Here is a 23,765-nt window from a genome sequence, read left to right on the forward strand (position 1 = left end):
GCGGTCTCTTGACAGCGTACCGGCGGTACATTACTGTTCGGGCATAAGTTACCGGCGGTACGTTGGGGAGCCTGAGATGAAGTGGACCGAGCAGCAGATTCCGCGCCAGGACGGCCGGGTGGCCGTGGTCACCGGTGCCAACACCGGCCTGGGCTTCGAGACCGCCCGGCGGCTCGCCGAGCGGGGGGCGTCGGTCGTGCTGGCCGTTCGTGACACAGCGAAGGGCAGGCTGGCCGCCGCCCGGATGAACGGCGACGTCTCCGTACAGGAGTTGGATCTGACCTCGCTGGAATCCGTGCGCGCCGCCGCGGCCGACCTGCGCGCCGCCCACCCGCGGATCGACCTGCTGGTCAACAACGCCGGCGTGATGTACACGCCGAAGCAGACCACCCGCGACGGCTTCGAGATGCAGTTCGGCACCAACCACCTGGGCCACTTCGCGCTCACCGGTCTGCTGCTCGACCTGCTGCTGCCCGTGCCCGGCTCCCGGGTGGTCACGGTCAGCAGCGTGGGCCACCGCATCCGCGCCGCCATCCACTTCGACGACCTGCAGTGGGAGCGTTCGTACGGCAGGGTCGCCGCCTACGGCCAGTCGAAGCTCGCCAACCTGATGTTCACCTACGAGTTGCAGCGCCGGCTCGCTCCGCACGGCACCACCGTCGCGGTGGCCGCGCACCCCGGCGTCTCCAACACCGAACTGGTCCGCAACTCCCCGGCTGTCGTCCGCGCGCCGATCACGTGGCTCGCCCCGGTGATCACCCAGCCCGCGACGGCGGGCGCGCTGCCCACCCTGCGGGCCGCCACCGACCCGTCCGTCCTCGGCGGGCAGTACTACGGCCCCGACGGCCTCGGCGAGGTGCGCGGCTACCCGAGGCTGGTCACCTCCAGCCCCGAGTCCTACGACGTGGGCGTGCAGGAACGCCTCTGGGCCGTGTCGGAAGACCTCACCGGCGTGCGATTCCCGCTCGGCCGGGCAGCCGCGGTGGCCTGACCCTGCCGCGTCCCGCTGTCAGCACGATCCACTCGGGTTCACGGAAATCGGGGTGTCCGGCCGCCAAGGACACCCCGACTTCACGAAACCCGAGTCGATCTTCGCCACCGCCGGGAGGACGGAACCGTGATGGGACCAGACGAGGTCCCGCCACGGTTTTGGGACGTCGCTTACGGGGCGAACCAGGTGAAGGCCTGGTTGTTCGACGTCGTGTGGCAGGTGAACTGCATCATGTCGGCACCGTTCAGCGGCGAGTTGCCTTCCACCGCCATGCACTTGCCGGTGTTATGGCGAGCGCCAACCCCGTCCGGGTCTCCGGCAAGCCGTTGGCGTGTGCCGTGCTGATCTTTGGAGCTGTGCCCTCGCGGGCTCTCATGGCTGTCACAGCTCGGGCAGGTTGTGGCGCGCCCAGGCGGCGAAACTCGTGAGGGGAATGCCGAGGGCCCGCGCGTACTCCGGGCGAGCGGGTTGGCCGACAACGTTCATCTGCTCGTGGGAGATGCCGGCCCACTCCGGCATGCCTGCGGCGACCGCCTCCTCTTCGGTCATGTCGGGCGCGGTCAGCTCGGCGCCCAGCGCGTCGGAGAGCGTCTTGGCGATCTCCGTCATCGTCAGGTGGTCGCTCGCCAGCTCCAGCTCGACTCCGTGGAACCGATCGGGTTCGGCGATGGCCGCGGCGGCTGCGCGGCCGATGTCGTCGACCGCGACGAGGGAGAGCGAGGTCTGTGGCTTGATGACCGTCGCCAGGCCCCCGGCGACGCCCCGGGGGAGCAGGTACGCCACCGAGGGGAGGAGATTGTCCATGAAGAAGCCCGGCTTGATGAGCGTCCAGTGCGTGAAGCCCGCCTCGCGTACCCGATCCTGGATTGCGGCCTTGGTCGTGTAGTAGGGCTCCATCGTCGCCCAGCGGCCCTCGGCCCAGCCGGGCGCCTCGGTGTGCTGGCCAGCGCCACTGACGGACGTGTGTACGAACTGCGGCACCTTCGCTGCCAGCGCGCTTTCGATCAGGTTGACGCCCTGGGTCAGCTCGCCGTCGAAGTTGATGGTGTTGCCGTCCATCGCGGGCATCTGCACCGAGAAGACGGCCCGTGCTCCGTGCGCGGCCCGGACCAGCGAGTCGCGATCGTCGAGGTCTCCGGTGACCAGTTCGGCCCCGAGGGCCTCGACCGACCGCGCGCGGTCGGTCGAGGGATCACGGACCAGTGCCCGGACGGGTACGCCGACCGCGAGTAGCGCACGAGCAGTGGCGCCGCCCTGCCTTCCGGTGGCGCCGGTGACCAGGACAGGTGCGGAATCGGTGGACATGAGGAGTCTCCTGTCGCGGCGAACGTTAAACGGCGGGGCCCGCCGTTTATCTGTCGCTAAGATACGGCGGACCCCGCCACTTAGCAAACCTTGAGGTGACGCCATGTCCACCCAGCGAGCGGACGCCCGGCGTAACCACGCGCGCCTGCTGGCCGTGGCCGAGCAGGAGATCGCCGCGCACGGGGCCGACGCGTCCCTGGAGCAGATCGCCCGCATCGCCGGAGTCGGCTCGGCCACTGTGCGCCGACACTTCCCCAGCCGCCACGCGCTGCTGGACGCCGTCTTCCGCGGCGTGATCGAGAACCTCGGCGCCCGCGCGCGCGAGCTGTCCGACGCCACCGACGCCCGGGCCGCGCTGCTGGAATGGCTCACCGCCGTCAACGGGAACGTCGCCACCATCAGAGGCCTGGCCATCGCGCTGACCCGCGACTGCACGGCCGACCCCAGCGAGGCACACGAGCACTGCGCGACCGCGCAGCTCACCGAGGCGGGCGAACCACTCGTACGCCGGGCCGCGACGGCCGGCGCGGTGGCACCAGACGTGACAATCACCGATCTGCTCGCGCTGATCACCGGCATCGCCCTGGCCACCGAGCACCATTCCGATCCCGCCGCCGCCGCGACCCGGCTCCTCGATCTGACGGTGGCGGGAATCAGCCCACGCCGAGGGTGACGTTCTCCACCGCGGGCGGATCGCCGGTCGTCAGGGCCTGGCGGGCTGGGGCGCGGGGGTGAACGGGGCCAGCAGCAGCGCGGTGAGGCGCCGCGTGGCGTCCTCGTCGCCGTTCAGCCGCAGCGCACCCGAGTTCACCGCCGCGGCCATGGTGATCTCGTGGCCACAGACGGCCCGGAGGGTGTCGATGTCGGTGGTGAGCACCGCGTCGGGGTCGGACGCCGTGCCGCGCCGGAGCTGCACGGTCTCGCCCGTGACGTCGGCGAGGTACGTGTCGGAGTCGATGTGGAACGCGTAGCTGCCGGCGAGCGCGGGGGCTCGCGCCGGGTCGAAGGCGGCCTTGATGCTGAGCAGCAGGGAGTCGACGCCGAGGGGGCCGTCGGGGATTTGAGGGGACTGGCTTCCCCAGCGCCCGAACTGAAGGAGGATCGGCTCCAGGGCGCGGCCCCACTCGGTGAGTTCGTAGAGGTGGACGCGCGTCGGCGGGCCCAGGTCCCGCCGCCGGACGACGCCGTGCTCGGTCAACTGGCGCAGTCGCTGGCTCAGCACGTTGGGGCTCACACCGGGTAGGCCGCCGAGCAGGTCGTTGAACCGCCGGGGGCCGAGCAGAAGGTCGCGGACCACCAGTAGCGCCCACCGCTCGCCGATGATGTCCAGTCCACGCGCGACACCGCACGGATCTCCGTAACTACGCATGCCGCTCACGGCACCCACCCTACCTCGGTCCTAATTCAGGAGTCGCACTTGTTCTTTAGGAGTTAGCCCCCTAGCGTGGTTCTCATGGATCTGCCGCCGCAAGGTGACGTGAAGCTGCTGGACACCCCGGTGGCGCGGCGCCTGCTCGCCGCGTCGCTGGTGGCACGCCTCGCCTACACCAGCCGGGACGGGACGCCACGGTTGATCCCGGTGAACTTCCTGTGGACCGGTGCGGAGCTGGTCGTCGGCGCGTTCGCCGGCACCTACAAGATCCGTGACCTGAGCGCCCGGCCCGACGTGGCGGTCTGCCTCGACACCGCAGACGGCCTTCCACAGGTGCTCATGCTGCGCGGGAAGGTCACCCTGGCCGAGGTCGAGGGCGTCCTGCCCGAGTACGCCACCATCTAGCGCGCGGGGATGGGCGACGAGGCGGGCAACGCCTACCTCACCGCGATCGACACACCGGGCCTGCGGATGGTCCGCATCGGCCTGCGCCCCACCTGGGTCGGAGTCGTCGACTTCCAGGAGCGTTTCCCGGCTCGGACACCGGAACCCGTCCGAGCCGCGCTCGGCGGCGGCCAGTAGTCAGCACCCCGAGGACCCGGATCCCCGGGGCTCACCGCACCATGACGGAGGACGACGTTGCGCAACATTGTCGTGTCGATGTGGACCACCCTGGACGGATTCGTCGCCGGCTCCGACGACGAGATGGACTGGCTGCTGATCGACGACCACCTACAGAAGTACGAGTGGGACCTGGTGGACAACGCCGGCAGCCTGATGCTGGGCCGGGTCACGCACGCCGACTTCGCCGGCCACTGGCCGCTGGTCGCCCAGGACCCCGACCAGCCGGACGACGTACGGGGATACGCCCAGCGGCTCGACGCGTTGGAAAAGATCGTCGTCTCCGCCTCGGGCGACACCGCGACCTGGACGAACACCCGACGGCTCACCCGCCTCGACCCCGACGAGATCACCGCACTCAAACGTGGGCCCGGCGGCGACATCGTAGTCTACGGCAGCCTCACACTGATCCGGTCCCTCGCCGACCTCCGGCTCATCGACGAGCTGCACCTCCTGGTGCATCCCGTGTTCCTCCGTCGGGGCAAGGCGCTGTTCGACGGTGATCAACCGCCGGCACGACTGGAGCTGGTGTCCGCCGAACCCTTCGCCTCCGGGGTCGTGCTGCTGAAATACCACAGCGCCTAGGCGCTCACAGGTGGGCGACGACCACTCGGGTGGCCTGGGCGATGAGGGAGTCGTCGGGGGTGGCGTCCTTCGTGTCGCGGCTGGACAGCACCGCGAGCACGATCGGGGCCCGGTCCGGCGGCCAGATCACCGCGATGTCGTTGCGGGTGCCGTACCCGCCGGTCCCGGTCTTGTCCCCGACCACCCAGCCGGCCGGCACCCCGGCGCGGACCAGCGCCGCGCCTGTGGTGTTGCCCCGCAGCCAGCCGCGCAGCACGTCACGGTCCGCCGGTTCCAGCGCTTCCCCCACTGTGTACGCCCGGAGGTCGCCGGCCAGGGCCCGCGCGGTGCTGGTGTCCCGCCTGTCGCCAGGTGTTCCCTCGTTCAGCGCGGTCTCGTAGCGGGCGGCGTCGGTGACCGTGTCGCCGATTGCCCGAAGCTTCGACTCGAACCCCGCCGGCCCGCCGAGATGACGCAGCAGCAGATTGCCGGCCGTGTTGTCGCTGTAGCGCACGGCGGCGTCGGCGAGGGCGCGCAGGCTCATGCCCTCGCCGACGTGCTTCTCGGTGACGGGGGAGTGCGCCACCAGGTCCTGCGCCGAGTAGCGCACCACCCGAGCGAGTTGGGCGTCGGTGGTGCCGTCGAGCACCTCGGCGGCGGCCAGCGCCTTCCAGGTCGAGGCGTACGCGAACCGCTCGTCGGGGCGGTACTCCACAATGCGGCCGCTGCCCGTGTCGACGGCGTAGATGCCCAGCCGCGCCCCGAACTGCTCCTCCAACCGCCGGAACTCCCCATCGGCGGCCAGCGACGGCGCGAGCGTCACCTCCGGGCTCGGCGTCGTCCGCGTCTCGGTGGCGTCGCCGCCGCTGCTGCACGCCGCCAGCGAGACGAGTGTCGACGCCGTGACCACCATGGTCGCCAGCCGTCGGACGGACACCGCCATCGTCGTTCCTCCTCAAGCGCCGTCGGTCAGGGCAGGATCTCGACGTACCCGTCGCTGCCGTGCACGCGGATCCGCTGCCCGTCGCGAATGAGCCGGGTGGCGTCGAGCACGCTGACGACAGCCGGCAGGCCATACTCCCTCGCGATCACCGCGCCGTGCGTCATCAACCCGCCGACCTCCGTCACCAGGCCGGCGATGCCGACGAACAGGGGCGTCCAGCTCGGATCCGTGTGGGCCGTGACAAGGATGTCGCCCGCTTCGAGGTCGGCCTGCGCCATGTCCAGGATGACGCGGGCGCGCCCTTTGACCGTCCCGGCGGACACCGGCACACCGGCCAGGGCGCCGGCCGGCACGTCGTCGCGTCGGTACGCCCCGGTGATGGCCTCGCCGTCGGAGGTCAGCACCCGGGGCGGGGTGAGCGCCTCGTACGACCGGAACGCGTCCCGGCGCTGCCGGATCAGCTCGTCGTCCACCCGGTGCGTGCGCACGGCCTCGTGGAACTCCTGGAACGTGAGGTAGAAGACGTCTGCGGTCTCGGCGAGCACACCGGCGCGCACCAGCCGCTCGGCCTCCGCCATCAGGGCCTGCTTGTAGACGAAGTAGCGAGTGACGATGTCGTACTTCGGGTACTCCCGGTAGCCGATGAAGGTCCGTACCCGGTCGATCATCCGCGCGGTCTCGTCGGCCTTCTGCTCCCCGTCCGGCAGCGCCCGCAGGCGCCTCAACACCTCCTGCGCCTTCTGCTGCGCCTGCTGCCGGCCCTGCTCGAAGCGCCGCCGGGCCGCGCCCGGCTCGAAGAGCTTGACGTTGTCGAGGAGCACGGGCAGGAGGGTGCTGGGGCGTTCGCTCCACCGCGGTCTGGTGATGTCGATCTCGCCGACGCAGCGCATGCCGTACCGGTCGAGGTACGCCTCGATGGCGGCGCGCGCCTCGGCCCCGCCCGCGAGCTTCGGCAGCTCGTCGAGGAAGTCGTCGTGCGTGACACCTTGCAGGAACGCCACCACCTCCGGATGGGGACGGATCACGTCGGCGACGTCGAGCAGCGCCAGCCCCATCTCCGAGGTGACGTTGCCGGGGGCGGAGAGGGTGAGGGTGTCCGCGGCGTTCTTCTCGCCCAGCCACTCACTCAGCCGGTCGTTGAGCCACCAGGTGGCCTCCATGCCCGCCATGATCGCCTGCATGTTCAACGGATCGCCGAGGACCCGCTTGTGCTCCTGGAAGGCTTCCAGCAGGAAGTCGAACAGCGCCGTACCGGTCACCGTCGCGATGTCGCGCCGCAGGGCGGCGATGGACGCCTCGCTGCGCTCGATCAGCTCGGTCACGACGGCCGGGTCGGTCTCGATCGACGCGCCGCCGGTCGTCAGCCTCGCCGGACCACCACCGTCGCCGCCCGGTAGCGTCGTTGGAACGAAGTCCGGGCGGTCGAGAAGCGTCTCCAACGCGTCCTTCGTCAGCGGATCGGACTTCCCGACCATCTCCAGGAAGCCGGCGCGGCTCGCCGGCGAGGCCAGCAGCCGGGTCGCGTCGACGAACAACCTCCCGGCGGCCTCCCGCATCGGGGCCATCGCGGTCAACTGCCACATGGAGAGTCCCAGCGGCCGCATGGCGTCGGTCATCATCTGCTGGTGACCGACCGAGAGGTAGACGTGGTTCTCCTGGTCATCGGCCGCCGGGATGGGGAACAGCGTGGTGATCGGCCGGCTCTGCACGATCTGGAAGTCGTCGTCGACCAGGCACCACTCGATGTCCTGCGGGCGGCCGAAGTGCGCCTCGATCCGTCGCCCGAGCCGCACCAGTCGCACCACCTGCGCCTGCGTCAGTGCCGGCTGCTCCTGCCGCTGCGGGTCGATCGCCACTTCCCGCGTTCCGCCGCCGGGCACGGCGGCGACGGCGCGCTGCTTGGCGGCGACCGTGCCCGCGACGACCTCACCGTCGCGCACAGTGAAGACGTCCGGGTTCACCAGGCCGGACACCAGGGCCTCGCCGAGGCCGAAGCTGGCGTCCACGGTCGCGACAGTCCGGTTGCCCGTCACCGGGTCCGCCGTGAACAGGATGCCGGAGGCATCCGGAAAAACCATCCGCTGTACGACGACAGCCATCTGGACCGTACGGTGGTCGATGCCGTTGCGCAGGCGGTAGATGACGGCCCGCTCGGTGAACAGCGACGCCCAGCACCGGCTGACCTGCCGCAGGATCGCCTCCGGCCCCACCACGTTCAGGTAGGTGTCCTGCTGCCCGGCGAAGGATGCCGTGGGCGTGTCCTCCGCCGTCGCGCTGGACCGCACGGCGTAGGCGGCCCGCTCACCGAACCGGGCGAGCGCGCCGGTGATCGCGGCGGCCAGGTCGCCCGGAATCGCGGTCTCCTCGACGCTGCGGCGGATCTCCGCGCTGAGCGTACGAATCGCCTCCCGGTCGTCCGGGCTCAGACGCGACAGCTGACCGAGCTGGTCGTCGATCGACGGCGTCTGCGCCATGACCTGTCGGAAGGCGTCCGTCGTCACGCAGAACCCGGCCGGCACGCGGATGCCGTCGATCCGGGACAGCGCGCCCAGGTGCGCGGCCTTGCCGCCGACGACCGACACCTGCGTCTCGTCGACCTCTCGAAGATCCAACAGCGGCACCCGGTCGCCGCGGCCCTCGTCCATCGACAACACACCCACGTCGCGCCCCCGTTACCTCGTTTGTGCTGGTCCGGCCGCCGATTCTGCGCCACGACCAGGGTCTTGCCGCAAGCCCCCAGGTGCGATATATGTTAGAAGTGGCAGGGGGAGTCATCTCCTTGCCGCTTCTTGTCGGGCGGGCCGTGGGATGCGGCCGCTCAGTCGTCGGGGAGTCGGCGCGGCTCGATTCTCAGCCCTCGGCCGAGCTGCCAGGAGGCGGTGGGCCAGGCCGCGAGGAAGCCAGCTATCAGCCCGAGCTGGCCGGCGAACCAGAACGTCGGGCTGTCGGGTCGCAGGGGTGGCTCCGGAAAGACCACGCGATGCGCGAGCGTCAGCCACGCGAACAACGTCACCTCGAACGCGGTGATGGTCAGCAGCTCGATCCTGCCGACGCTCGACAGTGCGTGCCAGACCTTCCCGAGGCGGCGCCCCGGCCCGGCGAAGTACCGGAAGAGAACGGCGATCGTCACCGCCATCAGATAGTCGCCGGCGTAGGCGACCCACAGCGGGTCCTCGCCCGCGTCGAATCTCACGGCGTACAGGGCGACCTCGGCGACGACGAAGCCGAGCGCGCAGTGGGCGCCGCAGCGGGACACGTGGGTGACGACGATGCCCCGGCGGGGCCGTCGCGGTTCACCCTCCTGCCGCCGTCGCGAGAACGCCTCGGGTCTGCCCCAGTTCCAGTAGAGGCGGACGGCGGCCGGGCCGATGTAGAGGACGGTCACGGGCCAGACGATCTCCATGACCCGGACCGGCTGACGGTGCCCGCGAAGATAGGTGTCGGCCAGGACGACCGCGAAGCTGACGACGCCGACCGCGAGCGAGGCCCACGAGAGCGCCACGAGCCAGGTTGGTTGCATTCCCGTCCCTTCAGCGCGCCGGGCGAGTCTTTCATGTCGTACGCGTTCGGATCGGCGGATCGGGCGTTCTCGCGCGTCGGCGCGGACGTATTCACCCTTCCGACCTCGGCTGGACGGGGGAGTGAACCAGCCTGCCGCTGCACTACGGTGCGAGGGTGACGAGTGCCTCTCGCGAAGCGGAAGCGCGCGTCGGTCCGATCGGCGCGCTGCTCAGCCGATTCGTGTTCCTGGCCATCTGCCTGCCCGGACCGGTCCTGCTCGCCGCCGCCGTGACGCTGGACCCACCGCCGTCGTCCACCGATTTCTGGGGTCTGCTGGCCGGTGGCGTCCTGGCGACAGCCGTCGGTGTCGGGTTCGGCGTCTTCGGTTGGCGGGTGGTCGCCCGTTCGCGTCGCGACACGCGGCGGTTGGCCGCGGCCGGCGTCGCCGCGACGGCGGAGGTTCTCGCCGTGGCGAACCACCTGGATGGCGAGAATCCTGGGCTGGAGCTCCGCCTGCGGATCAGTGGGCCGGGGTTCACCCCGTTCGAGGTTGACACGATCCGTCCGGACGATTCGTCGCTCGTGCCGGGAGCGGTGCTGGCCGCCGTCGTGGATCCCGCTGACCGTCTCTTTGCGATCACCTAGGCCCGTCAGCGTCAGGACTTGCCCGCCACGGTCAGTCGCAGTTCAGCATAATTTGGGATGTGCCTCCCCAAAGGGAAAGTCCACGGCTCAGTCGCAGTCCATCCCGGCTGATGACGTTCAGCGACGGTGTCTTCGCGATCGCCGTGACGCTCCTGGTGCTGGAGATCCAACCGCCCCACGACTTCGGGAACCTCGTCCAGGGGCTCGGTGCGCTGTGGCCGTCCTACCTGGCGTACACGCTGAGCTTCCTGCTCATCGGGCAGGTGTGGGTGAATCACCACGTCATGTTCGACCGCGTCCGGCATGTCGACCGAGGGGTCCTGTTCCTCAACACGTTGCTTCTGATGGTCATCGCGTTCCTGCCGTTCTCCACGTCACTGCTCGCCGAGGCGTTGCGAGCGGAGCAGGGGCTGCGGGCGTCGGTCGTCGTCTACGGCGGCACACTGTGGACGGCGGCGGCCCTCTTCAACATCGTGTGGGCCCACCTCCGGCGGGCCGAACTGCTGGACTCCGGCCTCGGTCCCGTCGGTGCGCGGGCCATCGGCCGCCGGTTCGCGCTCGCGCTGCTCTGGATCGGCTCCGGCATCCTCGTCGGCGCGTTCGTGCCGATCGCCGGCGTCGCCATCATCGCCGCCTTCCTGCCCGCCTACTACCTGCCCATCCGCGGCGAGTACGGCGAGGACGACACCGCCGAGCAACCCGCCTGAACGGCCAGGAAACTAGAGTCGGTGCCATGCGGATCAGGATCGACGGCAGCGATCTCCCAGGTCAGCGCCCCGGTGCGCAGGCCGACGCGCTGCGGCTGGGCAACGTGCACGTCGGGGTTCAGCGCAAGGCCGAGGTGGTCGACCGGGTGCCGGCCGACGCGGCCAGCGCCACCTGGTCCCTGGAGGTGTCCAGCCGTGAGATCGACGGGACGCTCGACGTCGGAGGCCCCTGGGTGCACGGCCGCCCCGGAGCACGGTTTCTGTATCTGAGCTGGGGCGCGGTGACCCGGGACGGCTTCGCCATGTTCCGACGGGCGAAGCTGATGTTCACCGACGTCCCGACCGAGCTGCTGCGCGCCGCCCACGAGGGCAACGGGACGCTTGTCGGCCGGGTCGGGCTGACCGATGCCGCCGGTGAGCCTGTCTGCGCTCGGATGCACCCGCCCGCCATCGCCTGGGCGGTGGAGTGAGCGCCGTCGCCGGCTAGTGCGTTGTCCATGAACGTTCACCGGGTTGGTGACACGCCGGGTGGCATCCGTCCGGACGGTGTGGGTTGGTTGGCTGTTCCGGTGCGGGCGCGGCGGTTTGGGAAGGTGGCGAGGCTTCCACCCTCTCGCCGGCACCGTGGCCGACGACGGCGAACACGCGGTGGGTGTTGATGGTTGGGGGGCCCGGTCCTGTGTCTGGTGGGGCTGTGGCGGCGGGCCCGTCAGCACCCGGGTGAGCTGGGCACGAGCCCGATTCACGAGAACGGTACGCATGCGTTATTTTCCCCACAGATCGAGAACATTGACGCAGTGTGATGTAACGATCACTCTAGTCGCATGAAACCACGGCTGTTCCTCATCGCCGCACTCGCCGCTGTCGTCGCCACCCTCACGGTGCCCTCGGCCGCCCACGCCAACCCCGACGACGGCAACCGCGCGAGCGTTGCCGGAATCTCCGCGCAGACCATCCAGGCCGGCCCCGACGACAACAACAACGCAAGCGTTTCCGGAATCTCCTCGCAGACCGCTGGCTCCTGCCCCTACACCGCCCTGTGCCTCTACACCGAGGGCGACTTCCGCGGCCGCATGTTCGTGATCTACGCCTGTGGCAACTACGCGCTGTTCAACTGGAACGGCTGGGGGTCCGTCTACAACAACCAGACTCCGAGCTACTGGGCCTATCTGCTGGACCAGAACGGCAATGAAGCCCACGGCTTCGTGGACGGAGCCGGCGCAAGCTGGGTGGAATTCGACCCGTACTGGTACGCCAAGCCCTGCTAGTGCTCTGACCACGAACGTTCACGGTGTGGGTCAGGCTGCCGTTCGTACGGCGGGCTGACCCCATCGTCGTTGGCGTTCGGAGCGGATGCGAGCGCGCTCGCGGCGTTGTGCGGCGAGGACGTCTGGGTGTCGGGCGTTGGCGTTGCGTCACCGGCTTGGACCAGCCTTGCGATCGCCGGCACGGTGTTGCCGCCGGCCGAGGCGAGCACGACCATCGCCCGCCGCAACCGGATCGCCGATCCGGTCCCTCGTCTGGCTATTCGCAGCAGCTGCTGACCTTCCTGGTCGGACAACCGCCGCACACGCACAGGTTCTGCCACCGGCACGGCCTGAACGCACACACGGCGCCCACCTCGGAGGCTGAGCGGCGTGTCTCCAACACCGTGAACGTTCGTGGTCAGCGCACTAGCCGCCGAAGTCGACGCCACTGAGGGAGACGGCGCGGTACGCGGCGAGGCGCTCGGCCTGCGCGGTGATGGCCTTACTGGTGGTGTGCGACAGCCGGTGCCACGGCTGGACGGCGACGGTGAACGTCTTGCCGGACTTGCGGGGGCGCCAGGTGCCGACCAGTTCGCCGTCGACCAGGACGGCGCCGGGCCGACCCAACACCGGCCACAGGTCCTTGGCGTGGGCGGCGTCCGGCACCAGGGTTTCCCGGTCCTTGGCCTGAAGGAACAGGTCGAACGGGCCGAGCAGGCGGATGCCCCGGCCGTCGGCCGACTCCAGCGCCTCCTCGTCGGCGGTCAGCAGGGAACGCACCTCGCGGTCGACAGTCACCTCGATCACATCGTCGGGCCAGTGCGCCTTCACGTCCCTCACCGGGGCGTCGAGATAGTCGGCCACCTGCTTCGGGGTGGCCGGGCCGAGCAGGCGAAGGTACGCGCGGATGACGTCGAAACGCTCACCCGGAGCGGCTGCTCTCCGGAACCCGGTGATGCGTCGCAGGATCGGGGGTGAGGTGTCGAGCTGCAACTCCAGGCCGGCCCGCAGGGCGGCGAGCCGGAACGGCATCTCGTAGACATGTGTGGCGTCGCACGGCCGGCAGAACCGCAGGTACGGCTCGGGCAGCATCGTGGCCAGGCGGCCGGAGACGTCACCCTTGACCGTCGGCGTGCTGACGATGGCCCGCATCCGGGTGGCGATCTCGTCCAGGGCCGCGAGGGTGTCGATGCCGGCGGCCTTCAACGGCTTCGCGGCGTCGTAGATGCGCTTGCCCGCGTCGGCCTCGGAGAACGGTTCGACGGCGGCCGCCACCTTCGCAACGTCGGCCCTGCGGTAGAGGTGGGGAGCGCCTCGTACGGTCCACAGCAGGGACAGTTCCGGGTCGGACAACGCGGTCACGTCGACCCCGCGCACCGCCAGCGCCCACCGGGCGCCGTCCGGACCGGTGTTCTGCACCCCGATGTCCAGGACGGCGGTGTCGGCGAGCGTGCCCTCGTCCCGGTCCAGCTGCTGGGCCCGGACCCGGAAGTTCATCACCTGGTGCCGATCGACCATGTCCGCACCCTAGTTGGGGCGGCGCTTCCGATGGGCCCAGGCGCGCAACGCCCCTTCGACCAGGCCGGAGCGTTGCCGGCTGCCGGGAAGTGGTCTCGTCACACACGCTGTCGTGACGAAAAGACACCATCCCCGGGCAGGGGGAGGTGAATCCCTCCGCGCGGCGATCCGCTCATCCCGCCGTTCGGCCACGGTGATCTCGGAGGTGCCAACGCCAGCCGTTGACAAGGAGACGACGCCGTGACTCGAACACCAGGTACGAACGCGATGCCCGCCCCGCCACCGCCGCCCTGGGCCCGCCGGGCCGGTCAGGTGGCGTGGACCGTCCCCGTGCTGGGCTTCATCCCCCTGCACGTGCCGTGGATCCTGGGCATCCCGATGTTCGCCAATCCCGGTCCGTTCCGCGAGTGGTACCACGGTCGCGGGCCCGGGGTGGGGGATCACCCCGTCGACGGTTTCCTGGGCCTGCCGGCCGGCGCGTTCTACCTGGGTCTCCTGTGCGTCCTCGCCGGGCTCGGCGGCGTACTGGCGCTGGGGCTCATCAGTGACTGGGGAATGGTCTTCCCCCGGTGGGTGCCGTGGCTGCGCGGACGCCGGGTGCCACAGTGGGTGCCGCTGACGCCGACGGTGCTGGGATCCGCCGTGATGATCGGCTACTCGGCGACCCTGCCCTGGCAGTTCGCCGCGGACCTCACGGATCCTGCCGCGGAGGACATCTTCACCCCGCCCGGTGTCCTGATCGGGCTCCCGCTGCTGCTGGCCTGGACGATTGCGTTGCCCTTGGCCAGTTGGTCCTACTACCGCCGTACCCGTCTGCCGCGGCGTGACCGGCGACGCTGGTCGGTGTCGGTGGATGACCGACCAGCGTCGCCGTCCGGGTGGCCCAGGATCGGGTGACGGCCTCAGGCCACCAGGGAAACCCGCCCGTTGTCCAGGTCGTAGCGAGCGCCCACCACGCGCAGCGCACCCTCGTGCACCTTCTCGGCGATGATGGTGCTGCGCTCGCTGAGCGCCCGCACCTGCGCGGCGATGTTGGCCCGGACCCCGTTCTCGACCGGGTCACCGGGCTGGTCCAGCACCGGCTCGACGATCGGGCGCAGGGCGTCCACGATGGTGCCGATGTGCCCGGGCGCCGTACCGCCGGTGTGGATGGCGTCGATGGTGGCGGTGATCGCGCCGCAGCGTTCGTGGCCGAGGACGACGATCAGCAGGCTGCCGAACTCCTCCACCGCGAACTCGACGCTGCCGAGCAGCAGGTCGTCGACGATGTTGCCGGCCACCCGGTTGTCGAACAGGTCGCCCAGCCCCTGGTCGAAGAGCACCTCGGGGGCCACCCGGGAGTCCGCGCAGCCGACGGTGATGGCGAACGGGTGCTGACCGGCTGCGAGCCGGTGCAGGTCGGCCAGGCTCTGGTGCGGGTGCCGGCCGTGGCCGGAGGTGAACCGCCGGTTGCCGGCCTGCAGCCGGCGCAGGGCCTCGGCCGGCGTATCGACCGGGTTGTCGGCTGGCGCGGCGGCGGCGGACGGGCTGGCCGCGGCCGCGCCGAGCGCCACGGCGGCGGCGCCACCGGCGGTCAGCAGCGAACGGCGGGACAGGTGGGAACGTGCCACGATCATCTCCCTGAGGTGAGGCAACTCGTCTCTTCCTACCAGCCCGCCGTCCACATAGGTGACCGCTGTTCCGAGGTTCGGTAGCGAGTAAATTGATCATCGTTTGAACATCGGCTATCGTCCGCGTCCGTGAAACCTTCCCGTCTTGCTTCCGCCATGTTGATCCTGGCCGTTACGACAGCTCTCGCCGCCTGCGGTGACGGTGACAAGGCGACGACCGCCGGATCCACCACGCCCGCACCGACGTCCGCCGCCCCGTCCGCGGTGGCCACCTCCGCTGCCGCCACGCCGTCACCCGCGGCGGGCACGGCGACCGACAAGCAGCTCTGCGAGGCGGTGAAGAAGGCCAGCGACGAGATGAGGGCCGAGATGGTGAAGGTCGTCACGACTGGCGACGCGTCGGCGGCGGACTTCAAGAAGATCCTGACTGGGCTCGAGGTGAAGGTGACCACTGTCGCCTCGACCGGCGACGGTAAGTTGGCCGAGGCCCTGCGGACGTTCGGCGCCGAGGCGGCCAAGGCCGCAGCGGCGGCGGACCCGGCGACCGCCGCCGACAACCCGGCCTTCGAGAAGGCTGGCAAGGACGTCAGCGCCGTGTGCAAGGCCAACGGGATCAACATCGTTCTCTGACCGTCGCAGCCCGATCAGGTCGGGTGTGATGACGGACGGCCCTCACGCCTGAGCATGGGGGCCGTCCGTCGCAAACGGAGGCGGTGGTCAGCCGCCGGCGAAGGTCGTGTCGACGCCGCACTTGGCGTTCTGGTTGAGGCAGGACTTCACCAGGTCACCGAGACGTTCCGGCTCCCAGGCGTTCATGAAGTCGCCGTGCATCGATGACGGCTTGCCGGAGGAGAGACTGAGGCCGTCACCGCCCAGCGACTTATAGTTGACCATGAAGGAGAGATCCGGCACGGCCACCGGGTACTTGCCGGTGCAGACACCGTTCACCGGGTCGCCCATGTGCGACTTGTGATCGGGTGAGTCGATGTTCTTGCCGTCCCAGCAGTCCTTGAACACGAGCTGGAAGATCAGATTGCCCCCGGGAGCGCACCTCGGCCAGTTGCCGTCGGCGCTGCGGCCGACCTCGGCGCTGCCCGCGCACCAGAACTGGTTGCTTCCGGCGTTCTTCGGAGTGTCCACCTGCCGCTTGGCGTCGCCCTCGACCACCACCAGGCCCGGCGGGAAGGGCTTGACGGTCGACGGGTCCTTGACCCGCGAGCCGTAGTAGACGCGCATGCTCTTGATCGGCACGGCCTTGCCGTCCTTGCGCAGCTCCGGGGTCCAGTAGGCGCTCTTGTCCCCGGGGGCGTTGCAGGTGTTCGCGGCGGCGAACAGCTTGTCCGTCGTGGTGAAGGCGTCGACCTTCGGGCCGAAGAAGGTGTGCATGTGTGAGGCGCCCGAGAGGCCAGGCAGGACGATCGGGTCGTCCGGGGCCGAGTTCGCGACGCCGCAGTCGGTGTGGAACTCGGGAACCCGGGTGGTGCCCGGGGGCACCGGCTTCGGCTTGATGGCGTTGAAGGCGGCCAGTTCCCTGCCCCACGTGGCCTGGTCGACCGGCACCCAGGCGCCGGTCGGTGCGCCCGGCGGGACGGACGCCGACGGGGTCGAACTCGGCGTGGCCGAGGCGCTCGGCGTCGGCGACCCGCTCGGCGTGACCGACGCGCTCGCCGAGGTGCCGGCCGCCGGGCCGAACGTGAACCAGTTCAGGTTCACGAAGTCCGCCGTCGAGGTGCTCTTCATGACGGCGAAGACGGTCTGGGCGCCCGCCGGCACGGCGGACGCCTTCGCGGTGACGGTCGTCCATCTCTGCCAGCCACCGGTGTGCGCGATCGGGAAGCTGGCCAGTAGTTGACCGTCCTGCGCGCCGAGGCGCAACTCGACGGTGCCGCCGGCGGCGTTGTGCGAGGAGACCCGGGCCGTCAGGTCGACGCCCGTCACCGCTACGCCGTCGTAGCGCAGCCAGTCGCCGCTGGCCAACCAGCCGACGTTCCGGCCGCCGCCGGCGTCGCCGGTGCCCTCGGTCTGCGCCCCGGCCTGCGCCGCGAAGGCCTCGGCCTGCACCCGGCCGGGCACGGCGACCTCTTCGGCCTGGGCGCCGGCGATGTAAATGCCACTGCCGGCCAGTGCGGCGACGACTGCGGAGGCGAGCGTGATGCGGGCGAGGCGACGACGCTTTCGCGCCCGGTCCAGCGGTGCGACGTGCGCGGGGGGAGTCCGCATTACCAGTGATGTCCTTCGAGTCGACGACAAAGCTCCTGTCGAATGGAGTATGTGCACGTCAGGGGCCTTCATCAACTCGCGGGGAAAGAATTAAGGAGGCCGGTCCACAAGTGCCCTGGCAGCCAGCGCGACGGCTCGGGATGACAATTTTTATCGCGTACAGTCTTAATTCTTTATTAAGTCCTGCCGTCCGGTTCTGGTGCCGGGATTACGGATTTCGAGTAACGAATTGTGGCCGAATTATCGGCCTCACTCACTGACCGGTTCGACGGTGACGGTTGGCGACAGCGCGCGCAGGAGGTCGGGCGCGTCGAACATCTCACCGGCGGATGCGACGCCACTCGCCCTCGTCCGACCGTCGAGGATGCGCCGGACCGCCTCCACGGCCAGGGGCGCGCTCACGGCGTAGATGTCCCGGCCGCTGGCCACGACGCGGCGGCGCGTGTCGCCGCGACGCACGACGACGTCGACAGTGAACGTCTGCGCTGACCGGCCCCGCTCGTCGACCGCGACCGGCGCGGCCGCGGCGGCCAGGTCGGTGGCGGCGTCGATGGTCATGTACGTGCGGATCTCGGGAATGGCCAGGTGCCGGGGGATGGTGACGACGTCGGCCATGGTGAACTCCCCGAGGACTGTGCGACGGCCCAGCGGTGCGGGAAAGTCCCAGTCCAGCCTCGGCAGATCCCGCTCGCCGGAGTGGTACTCCAACCGGCCGCCGGTGTAGCGGACCCGGCGGCCGGCACGGCGCTCGCGGGAGACGGCCCCCGCCGCGACCGTCCCGGCCGTCGGGTGCCAGCTGCTCAGTCCGTACGCGACGTGCGCCTCGTCGGCCGACGTCCAGTCGCCCATCGCCGTCGTCGCGAGCAGGTCACCGAGCCCACCGAAGAAGGCCATCGCCGGGACCACCGCGACACCTGCCGCGCGGGCGCGCTCGGTGAAGTGCGCGAACGTGTCGAGGTTGGCCTCGATCTCGGCTGCCACGTCCACGTACGGGATCCCGGCGCGCAGCGCGGCCTCGATCACGCCGCTGGCGGTCGACGCGAACGGGCCGGCGCAGTTGATGACAGCGTCCACGCCGGTCAGCGCCACGTCGAGCGCGGCCGGATCGTCGGCCGACGCCACCCGGTAGGCGAGTCCGAACGCGTCCAGCCTGCGTGCGTCGCGGCCCACCGGCAGCGCACCGAACCCGTGCTCGCGCAACTCCGTCACCACGAACCGTCCGGTGTGCCCGTATGCCCCGAACACCGCCACCTGGTCACCCATGGATGCCCCCTCGAAAGATCGACTGGGACCAGCCTCGTGCAGCGGTCGGCGGCCGACCAGTGTCGGGAACGCCAACCCCCGTACAGTTTCGGACATGGCCCTTGTCGCGATCGCCGCCACCGACGGGATGCTGCACTTCGAGCTGGCCCTGGCCTGCGAGGTCTTCGCCCACGACCCCTCCGGCCTGGCCGACCCCTGGTACGACGTGGTGGTCTGCGGCCCCGGCCCGGTCCGGGTCGGCCGCTTCCTGGTGGCGCCCGACGACGGGCTGGACCGCCTGGCCCGCGCCGACACCGTGATCGTCCCGTCGGTCGAGGACGTCGACGCGGACCTACCCCCCGACCTGCTCGACGCCGTCCGCGCGGCCCACCGGGCCGGCGCCCGGATGGTCTCGCTGTGCACCGGCGCGTTTGTGCTGGCCGCCGCCGGGGTGCTCGACGGGCTGCGGGCCACCACGCACTGGGCCCACACCGAGGCGCTGGCCGCCCGCCATCCCCGGGTACGGGTCGATCCGGACGTGCTCTACGTCGACAACGGCACCGTGCTCGCCTCCGCCGGCAAGGCCGCCGCGATCGACCTCTGCCTGCACCTGATCCGCCGCGACCACGGCTCGACCGTCGCCAATGCCGTCGCCCGCCGCCTGGTCGTGCCACCGCACCGCGCCGGCGGGCAGGCCCAGTACCTCACCACCCCGGTGCCCGCCCGTGGCGATCACCCGCTGGCCACCCTGTTCCCCTGGGTGCTGGCTCGCCTGGACCGGCCGTTGACCGTCGAGGACCTGGCCCGGCAGGCGAACATGAGCTCCCGCAACCTGGCCCGCCACTTCCGGTCGGTCACCGGCACCACCCCACTGCTCTGGCTGTCGACGCAGCGCATCCGCCGCGCTCAGGAGTTGCTGGAGCAAACCGAAGACAGCATCGACGCCGTCGCCGAGGCGGCCGGCATGGGCACCGCCGCGACGCTGCGTCGACACTTCCACCGCACCGTCGGTGTGCCGCCGGACGCATACCGGCGCACCTTCCGGGCCACCGGGCCTGCCACCGGTTGAGCCCTGACCGGGTATGCGCGTCGGGCGTCGCTGGTCGGGGTCGGGGTCGGGGTCGGGCAGAATGCCGAACTCCTGCTCTGCACGTCTGTCGGGGTCTGTTGGGCTACAGCTTCGAACACGTCGATCTGCCCGAACCCGCCCCGACCGCATGCGGTGGGCCGGCATGACCTACCAGGCGACGCCGCAGCCCGTTCCGGACTGGGCGTTCGACAGCTTCGACGACTGGCGCAACGATCAGCACCGACGCGACGCCTACAACGCGGCCGAACGGGCGGCAGCCGCGCAGACCAGCCTCGGAAAGGTGGGGATCCCCGAGTTCAAGCTGACGAGCAACGGCCCCCGGGTGGTGGCGCGACCGAGATCGAGCAGGCGTTGATTCTCTACGACGCGTCGCCGACGAGCCTGCGCGCCGAGTGGGAGACCGACGAGCTGTGGGTGACCTGGCTCGACTGGCTGAGGCAGACGCGCACCCACGGTGGTTTCATCGTCAGCTGGACGTGCCGTTGGCGCTGTCGGGGCGTTGGCGGGCGAACGCGTCGCGCTTGCCCCAACGGCCGGGGATGTCCAGGAGCGCGATCCGCCCGAAGGTGGCGGGTAGCGCCGGGTCCACGGCCAGGTGATCCTCGTGCGGGTTGATGCCGAGCATGGTGCGGATCAGCAGCATGCAGGCTCCACTGGACCACGCCTGCGGGCTGCCGGCGGTCGGGTACCGCACCGGAAAACGGGTGGTGTCGCGATCGAACCCGCCGAACGCCTCGGGTAGCCGGCCCTCGAAGTAGGTGGCGGCGGAGAGGATGCCCTCGGCGATGCGGGCCGCCTCGTTGGCGAACCCGTACCGGCGCAGACCCCAGGCGATGAACGAGTTGTCGAACGGCCAGACCGTGCCGTTGTGGTAGCCGAGCGGGTTGTAGCGGCGCTGCCCCTCGGCGAACGTCCGCACCCCCCAACCGGAGAAGAGCGCTGGACCCATCAGGTGCTCGACGACCCGCGACGCCCGCTCCGGTGGCACGATGCCGCTCCACAACAGGTGCCCGATGTTGGACGACAGGCTGTCCACGGGAGTGCCGTCGTGGTCGAGCGCGAGGGCGTAGAAGCCGCGGTCCTCCAGCCAGAAGTCCCTGTTGAACCGCTCGTACAGGGCCGCCGCCTCGCTCTCCAGTTGATCGGCGAAGGCAGGATCACCCCAGAAGGTACGGGCCAGCCGTGCCCCTCGGATCTTGGCGTCGTAGGCGTACCCCTGGGTTTCGCAGGTGGCCCTCGGGAAACCCGGCAGCCGACCGTCGGCGTAGGAGATGCTGTCCCACGAGTCCTTCCAGCACTGGTTGTCCAGGCCGGTGGCGCGGTTGCGTCGCTGGTACCAGATATAGCCGGTGGAGGTCAGATCCGCGTACTGGTCGATCCAGGCCAGCGCCGCGCGGGCCTCCTGCTCCAACTCCATCACCAACGCGGTGTCGCCGCTCCACCGCTCGTACTCGTCGAGCAGCACCACGAACAGCGGTGAGGCGTCCACAGTGCCGTAGTAGGGGGAGTGCGGCTGCTCCTCGAACGCGGCCGACTCCCCGTAGCGCAGCTCGTGCAGGATCCGACCCGGGTCCTCCTCCAACACGTCGTCGGTCCGGGCGCCCTGTAGCGACGCGAGGATCCGCAGTGTCGGCGGGGTCAGCGACGGCGTGACGGGCAGGGTCTGCAAGCAGGTCAACAGGCTGTCCCGGCCGAACAGGGTCATGAACCAGGGCAACCCGGCGGCGGGCACGCTCGCGCCGCCCAGCGAGAGCGGGGCGAAACGCAGCGCCGCCAGGTCCACCAGGCTGCGGTGGTAGACCTGCTGGAGGGAGGCGGTGTCGGTGTCCAGGGTCGGGGCAGCCGCGACCCAGGCCCGCACGCTGGTGGGCAGTGTGGAGTCGTCCGGCCGTAGGGCTCGCAGGGCAGCGCGCAGGTCGACGCCGTCCGGACGCAGCGCCAGCATGACGGCCTGCAGCCGCGTGGACCACTGCTGGCCGGGGCGCAGCCGGACGGTGAACCGGAGGCCCCCCGGGTCGAACTCGGCGGGCTCACTCGCCGACACGACAACCTCACGTCGGTAGGTGCCCCGCCGATAGCCCAGCCGCAGTTCGTTCGGGCCGACGTGCGTGTAGTGCGCGCCGGTCTTGTCGCCGATGTCGAACTTGATCTCGAAGATGTCGGCGAAGTCGGCCGCCACCTCCAGGCGTACGTCGAGCGTCATGTCGCGCTCGCCGTAGTTGAAGATCGTCAGTGACTCGGTGAGGTCCGGGCCGATGCGCCTGCGCCGAATGGCCGACACGTCGGCCTCCACGTAGTCCACCGCCGCGCCCGGCACCACGAAGAAGGTGACCTCGAAGTACTGGCTGTCGTCCGCCGACAGCGCGGTCATGCACTCGCCGTCGACGGTGAGCCGCCAGCGGGACAGGTAGCGGGTGTCGGCGGCGAAGAGGCCGACCGGGGTGCTCGGGGACGACTCCACGTCGCCGCTGGGGTCGGACACCATGAAGGTGTTCCCGTCGATGCAGGCCGCGGTGCCCGCGATGTCCCTCATCGGTCACGTCCGCTGTCGGGGCCGTCGTGCTGAAGCGGGCCGGGCTCTCGCGGGAACAGCCGCCCGATGCGCAACGCCAGGGCGAGGTCACCGTCGACCATGATCTCGCCCCGGGTGATCGCCGCCAGCCCGTTCACCTCGCCCCGCGCCATCGCCTCCGCGAGCTGCGCGGACACGTGGATCACCGTGGTGGCGGGGCTGCCGCTCCGGGTCACCCGCATCCGGCCATGATCGATGTCCAGCAGCCACTGCTCCAGGTGGCCGTTGTCGTGGATGTCGAATCGCACGCTGCCACAGACCTTGCTGAACCGCGGATCCTGGCCAGCGACCGTCAACCGCTCGAAGAAGGCGCTGGTCGCCGACATCCCACCTCCTCGGGCGCTGGTAAGAGCGGATGCCGGCTACCCGGTGCGAGTCACTCCTAACGCCGGACGGTGCCCCCTGTTCACGGTGCGAGTGAGAAGCGGGTCAACGTGGTTCCAATGGCCGGACAGGATGCGGTCAGCCGAGGTTGAAGTCCGCCACGACCGGCATCCGCCATGCCCCCACGCCGCCCGGATCGGACGTTCTGCCCCGAACCCGGCGCATCCGGCACTGGTACGACATAGCGTCACGGGGGCGGAACCACCGCCGTCCCGCCGACGGACCGGCGGCGACGCCCACCGGAAGGGACCGGACATGAGTCGTGTCGACACTGTGCTCCTGCCGGAGCTGGACGGGCCGGTGCCGGCCACGCTGCCGAGCACGCTCGGCCTGCTGAGCCTGGCCCTGGGAGTGGGCGCGCTGGTCGCGCCCGGACCCGTCGCGCGGCTGACCGGCGTGGACGACGCCCCGGCCGCGCGGTCCGTGCTTCCGGCCATCGGCCTGCGGGAACTGGGCAGCGCCGCCGGTCTGCTCAGCGGCCGCCGCCCGGCCGGCTGGGCCTGGAGCCGGGTGGCCGGCGACGCCATGGACCTCGCCCTGCTCGGTCGGGCCCTCGCCGACCGCAGCGGTGAACGCCGCCGCCGGGTCGCGCTGACCACCCTCGCCATCGCCGGCGTCACCGCCGTCGACGTGCTCGCCGCCGTACGCGTCGGTCGGGCCCGACGGGCCCGCGCCCGCGTGCTCCGGATGCAGATCGCGGTGACAGTGAACCGGTCGCCCGCCGAGGCGTACCGCTTCTGGCGGGACATGGAGAACCTGCCCCGGTTCATGGCGCACCTGGAGTCGGTACGCGCCGACGACCTGCGCCGCTCGCACTGGATCGCCCGTGGCCCGGCCGGGCACCGCGTCGAGTGGGACGCCGAAATCATCGACGACCAGCCGAACAAGTCGATCACCTGGCGTTCGTTGCCGGGAACCCGGGTGCCCAACGCCGGCCGGGTCCGGTTCGGGCCCGCGCCCGGCGACCGGGGCACCGAGGTGCGGGTGGAGCTGCGCTACGCGCCGCCGGCCGGCGCGCTCGGCCGGGCGGTGGCGAAGCTCTTCGGCGAGGAACCCGAGCAACAGGTCCGGGACGACCTGCGCCGGTTCAAGCAGGTGCTGGAGACCGGCGAGGTGGTCCGCTCCGAGGGCAGCCCCAACGGCATCTCCGTACGCCAACAGGCCATGCAGCGTCCCGCCCAGCCGCTGCCGGCGTCCCGCCGCTGACCGCCCGAGCTCTCCGAAAGGGACAGA

The 23,765-nt window shown here is 70.5% G+C and carries 26 protein-coding genes; 15 read left to right on the forward strand and 11 right to left on the reverse strand.

The genetic code is table 11. The annotated features are described in order from the left end of the window. Positions 1-76: 76 nt before the first annotated feature. Positions 77-991, forward strand: a complete 915-nt coding sequence (locus tag ABZU74_RS10625; RefSeq protein ID WP_355420955.1) for an SDR family NAD(P)-dependent oxidoreductase — start codon at positions 77-79, stop codon at positions 989-991. Between the two features lie 381 nt (positions 992-1,372). Here the strand turns inward: ABZU74_RS10625 and ABZU74_RS10630 are convergent, their stop codons facing one another. Continuing rightward, a complete protein-coding gene (locus ABZU74_RS10630) occupies positions 1,373-2,296 on the reverse strand; it encodes an NmrA family NAD(P)-binding protein (RefSeq protein WP_355420958.1) in 924 nt (307 codons plus the stop codon). 103 nt (positions 2,297-2,399) lie between these two features. On the opposite strand from ABZU74_RS10630, the gene ABZU74_RS10635 reads away from it, so the two are divergent. Then, positions 2,400-2,969, forward strand: coding sequence for a TetR/AcrR family transcriptional regulator (locus ABZU74_RS10635; protein ID WP_355420960.1), 570 nt, complete (start codon positions 2,400-2,402; stop codon positions 2,967-2,969). A gap of 30 nt (positions 2,970-2,999) precedes the next feature. Here ABZU74_RS10635 and ABZU74_RS10640 read toward each other — a convergent pair whose 3' ends face one another. Next, on the reverse strand, positions 3,000-3,665 hold the full coding sequence (locus ABZU74_RS10640; protein WP_355421392.1) for a winged helix-turn-helix transcriptional regulator: 666 nt from the start codon (positions 3,663-3,665) through the stop codon (positions 3,000-3,002). A gap of 84 nt (positions 3,666-3,749) precedes the next feature. On the opposite strand from ABZU74_RS10640, the gene ABZU74_RS10645 reads away from it, so the two are divergent. Genes ABZU74_RS10645 through ABZU74_RS10655 form a run of 3 tightly spaced genes read left to right on the forward strand, consistent with a single transcriptional unit; the run spans position 3,750 to position 4,874 of the window. Then, entirely contained in the window at positions 3,750-4,073 is a 324-nt protein-coding gene (locus tag ABZU74_RS10645; protein WP_355420963.1) for a pyridoxamine 5'-phosphate oxidase family protein, read from the forward strand. A 9-nt stretch (positions 4,074-4,082) separates the two neighbouring features. Beyond that, positions 4,083-4,250, forward strand: coding sequence for a hypothetical protein (locus tag ABZU74_RS10650; RefSeq protein WP_355420966.1), 168 nt, complete (start codon positions 4,083-4,085; stop codon positions 4,248-4,250). 57 nt (positions 4,251-4,307) lie between these two features. Further along, on the forward strand, positions 4,308-4,874 hold the full coding sequence (locus ABZU74_RS10655; RefSeq protein WP_355420969.1) for a dihydrofolate reductase family protein: 567 nt from the start codon (positions 4,308-4,310) through the stop codon (positions 4,872-4,874). A 4-nt stretch (positions 4,875-4,878) separates the two neighbouring features. Here ABZU74_RS10655 and bla read toward each other — a convergent pair whose 3' ends face one another. From bla to ABZU74_RS10670, 3 genes are all read right to left on the reverse strand, one after another. Beyond that, positions 4,879-5,796, reverse strand: coding sequence for a class A beta-lactamase (bla, locus tag ABZU74_RS10660; protein WP_355420972.1), 918 nt, complete (start codon positions 5,794-5,796; stop codon positions 4,879-4,881). A gap of 26 nt (positions 5,797-5,822) precedes the next feature. Continuing rightward, positions 5,823-8,441, reverse strand: a complete 2,619-nt coding sequence (gene rph / locus ABZU74_RS10665) for a rifamycin-inactivating phosphotransferase (protein WP_355420975.1) — start codon at positions 8,439-8,441, stop codon at positions 5,823-5,825. Positions 8,442-8,614: 173 nt separating this feature from the next. Further along, positions 8,615-9,316 carry a DUF4396 domain-containing protein gene (locus tag ABZU74_RS10670; RefSeq protein ID WP_355420977.1) on the reverse strand — a complete coding sequence of 234 codons (702 nt, stop codon included), beginning with the start codon at positions 9,314-9,316 and terminating at the stop codon, positions 8,615-8,617. A gap of 155 nt (positions 9,317-9,471) precedes the next feature. On the opposite strand from ABZU74_RS10670, the gene ABZU74_RS10675 reads away from it, so the two are divergent. The 5 genes from ABZU74_RS10675 to ABZU74_RS10695 all read left to right on the forward strand — a co-directional run bounded on the left by ABZU74_RS10675 (position 9,472) and on the right by ABZU74_RS10695 (position 12,193). Continuing rightward, positions 9,472-9,942 carry a hypothetical protein gene (locus tag ABZU74_RS10675; protein WP_355420980.1) on the forward strand — a complete coding sequence of 157 codons (471 nt, stop codon included), beginning with the start codon at positions 9,472-9,474 and terminating at the stop codon, positions 9,940-9,942. A gap of 110 nt (positions 9,943-10,052) precedes the next feature. Further along, on the forward strand, positions 10,053-10,649 hold the full coding sequence (locus tag ABZU74_RS10680) for a TMEM175 family protein (protein WP_355420983.1): 597 nt from the start codon (positions 10,053-10,055) through the stop codon (positions 10,647-10,649). A 26-nt stretch (positions 10,650-10,675) separates the two neighbouring features. Then, entirely contained in the window at positions 10,676-11,119 is a 444-nt protein-coding gene (locus ABZU74_RS10685; protein WP_355420986.1) for a DUF5990 family protein, read from the forward strand. Positions 11,120-11,473: 354 nt separating this feature from the next. Beyond that, complete coding sequence (locus ABZU74_RS10690) at positions 11,474-11,917, forward strand: peptidase inhibitor family I36 protein (RefSeq protein WP_355420989.1); 444 nt, start codon at positions 11,474-11,476, stop codon at positions 11,915-11,917. 69 nt (positions 11,918-11,986) lie between these two features. Further along, complete coding sequence (locus ABZU74_RS10695; RefSeq protein WP_355421416.1) at positions 11,987-12,193, forward strand: hypothetical protein; 207 nt, start codon at positions 11,987-11,989, stop codon at positions 12,191-12,193. Positions 12,194-12,322: 129 nt separating this feature from the next. Here the strand turns inward: ABZU74_RS10695 and ABZU74_RS10700 are convergent, their stop codons facing one another. Continuing rightward, the gene (locus ABZU74_RS10700; RefSeq protein ID WP_355420992.1) at positions 12,323-13,414 is read right to left on the reverse strand and encodes a winged helix DNA-binding domain-containing protein; all 1,092 of its coding nucleotides are present in this window, start codon (positions 13,412-13,414) and stop codon (positions 12,323-12,325) included. A gap of 240 nt (positions 13,415-13,654) precedes the next feature. Between ABZU74_RS10700 and ABZU74_RS10705 the strand changes: the two genes are divergently transcribed. Continuing rightward, positions 13,655-14,311 (forward strand): hypothetical protein, encoded by a 657-nt coding sequence (locus ABZU74_RS10705; RefSeq protein WP_355420994.1) that lies wholly within the window; start codon positions 13,655-13,657, stop codon positions 14,309-14,311. 5 nt (positions 14,312-14,316) lie between these two features. On the opposite strand, the gene ABZU74_RS10710 is transcribed toward ABZU74_RS10705, so the two are convergent. Then, positions 14,317-15,024 (reverse strand): carbonic anhydrase, encoded by a 708-nt coding sequence (locus ABZU74_RS10710; protein WP_355420997.1) that lies wholly within the window; start codon positions 15,022-15,024, stop codon positions 14,317-14,319. Between the two features lie 129 nt (positions 15,025-15,153). Here ABZU74_RS10710 and ABZU74_RS10715 point away from each other — a divergent pair, with 129 nt between their 5' ends. Further along, on the forward strand, positions 15,154-15,654 hold the full coding sequence (locus ABZU74_RS10715) for a hypothetical protein (protein ID WP_355421000.1): 501 nt from the start codon (positions 15,154-15,156) through the stop codon (positions 15,652-15,654). An 87-nt stretch (positions 15,655-15,741) separates the two neighbouring features. Here ABZU74_RS10715 and ABZU74_RS10720 read toward each other — a convergent pair whose 3' ends face one another. Together ABZU74_RS10720 and ABZU74_RS10725 are read right to left on the reverse strand one after the other, a co-directional pair. Continuing rightward, complete coding sequence (locus ABZU74_RS10720; protein ID WP_355421004.1) at positions 15,742-17,244, reverse strand: DUF1996 domain-containing protein; 1,503 nt, start codon at positions 17,242-17,244, stop codon at positions 15,742-15,744. A gap of 249 nt (positions 17,245-17,493) precedes the next feature. Continuing rightward, entirely contained in the window at positions 17,494-18,507 is a 1,014-nt protein-coding gene (locus tag ABZU74_RS10725) for a saccharopine dehydrogenase NADP-binding domain-containing protein (protein WP_355421007.1), read from the reverse strand. Between the two features lie 94 nt (positions 18,508-18,601). On the opposite strand from ABZU74_RS10725, the gene ABZU74_RS10730 reads away from it, so the two are divergent. Then, the gene (locus ABZU74_RS10730) at positions 18,602-19,555 is read left to right on the forward strand and encodes a helix-turn-helix domain-containing protein (RefSeq protein WP_355421010.1); all 954 of its coding nucleotides are present in this window, start codon (positions 18,602-18,604) and stop codon (positions 19,553-19,555) included. 163 nt (positions 19,556-19,718) lie between these two features. Beyond that, positions 19,719-19,931 carry a hypothetical protein gene (locus tag ABZU74_RS10735; protein WP_355421012.1) on the forward strand — a complete coding sequence of 71 codons (213 nt, stop codon included), beginning with the start codon at positions 19,719-19,721 and terminating at the stop codon, positions 19,929-19,931. 111 nt (positions 19,932-20,042) lie between these two features. On the opposite strand, the gene ABZU74_RS10740 is transcribed toward ABZU74_RS10735, so the two are convergent. Then, on the reverse strand, positions 20,043-22,109 hold the full coding sequence (locus ABZU74_RS10740) for a glycogen debranching N-terminal domain-containing protein (RefSeq protein WP_355421015.1): 2,067 nt from the start codon (positions 22,107-22,109) through the stop codon (positions 20,043-20,045). After that, positions 22,106-22,474: an SCP2 sterol-binding domain-containing protein gene (locus ABZU74_RS10745; protein ID WP_355421017.1), complete on the reverse strand. Its 369-nt coding sequence runs from the start codon at positions 22,472-22,474 to the stop codon at positions 22,106-22,108. The genes ABZU74_RS10740 and ABZU74_RS10745 overlap by 4 nt, the downstream gene beginning before the upstream one ends. Positions 22,475-22,787: 313 nt before the next feature. Between ABZU74_RS10745 and ABZU74_RS10750 the strand changes: the two genes are divergently transcribed. Further along, positions 22,788-23,738 (forward strand): SRPBCC family protein, encoded by a 951-nt coding sequence (locus tag ABZU74_RS10750; RefSeq protein ID WP_355421019.1) that lies wholly within the window; start codon positions 22,788-22,790, stop codon positions 23,736-23,738. The last annotated feature ends 27 nt before the right edge of the window (positions 23,739-23,765 follow it).

The organism is Micromonospora sp. NPDC005171 (assembly GCF_040608575.1).
GTDB lineage: Bacteria > Actinomycetota > Actinomycetes > Mycobacteriales > Micromonosporaceae > Micromonospora.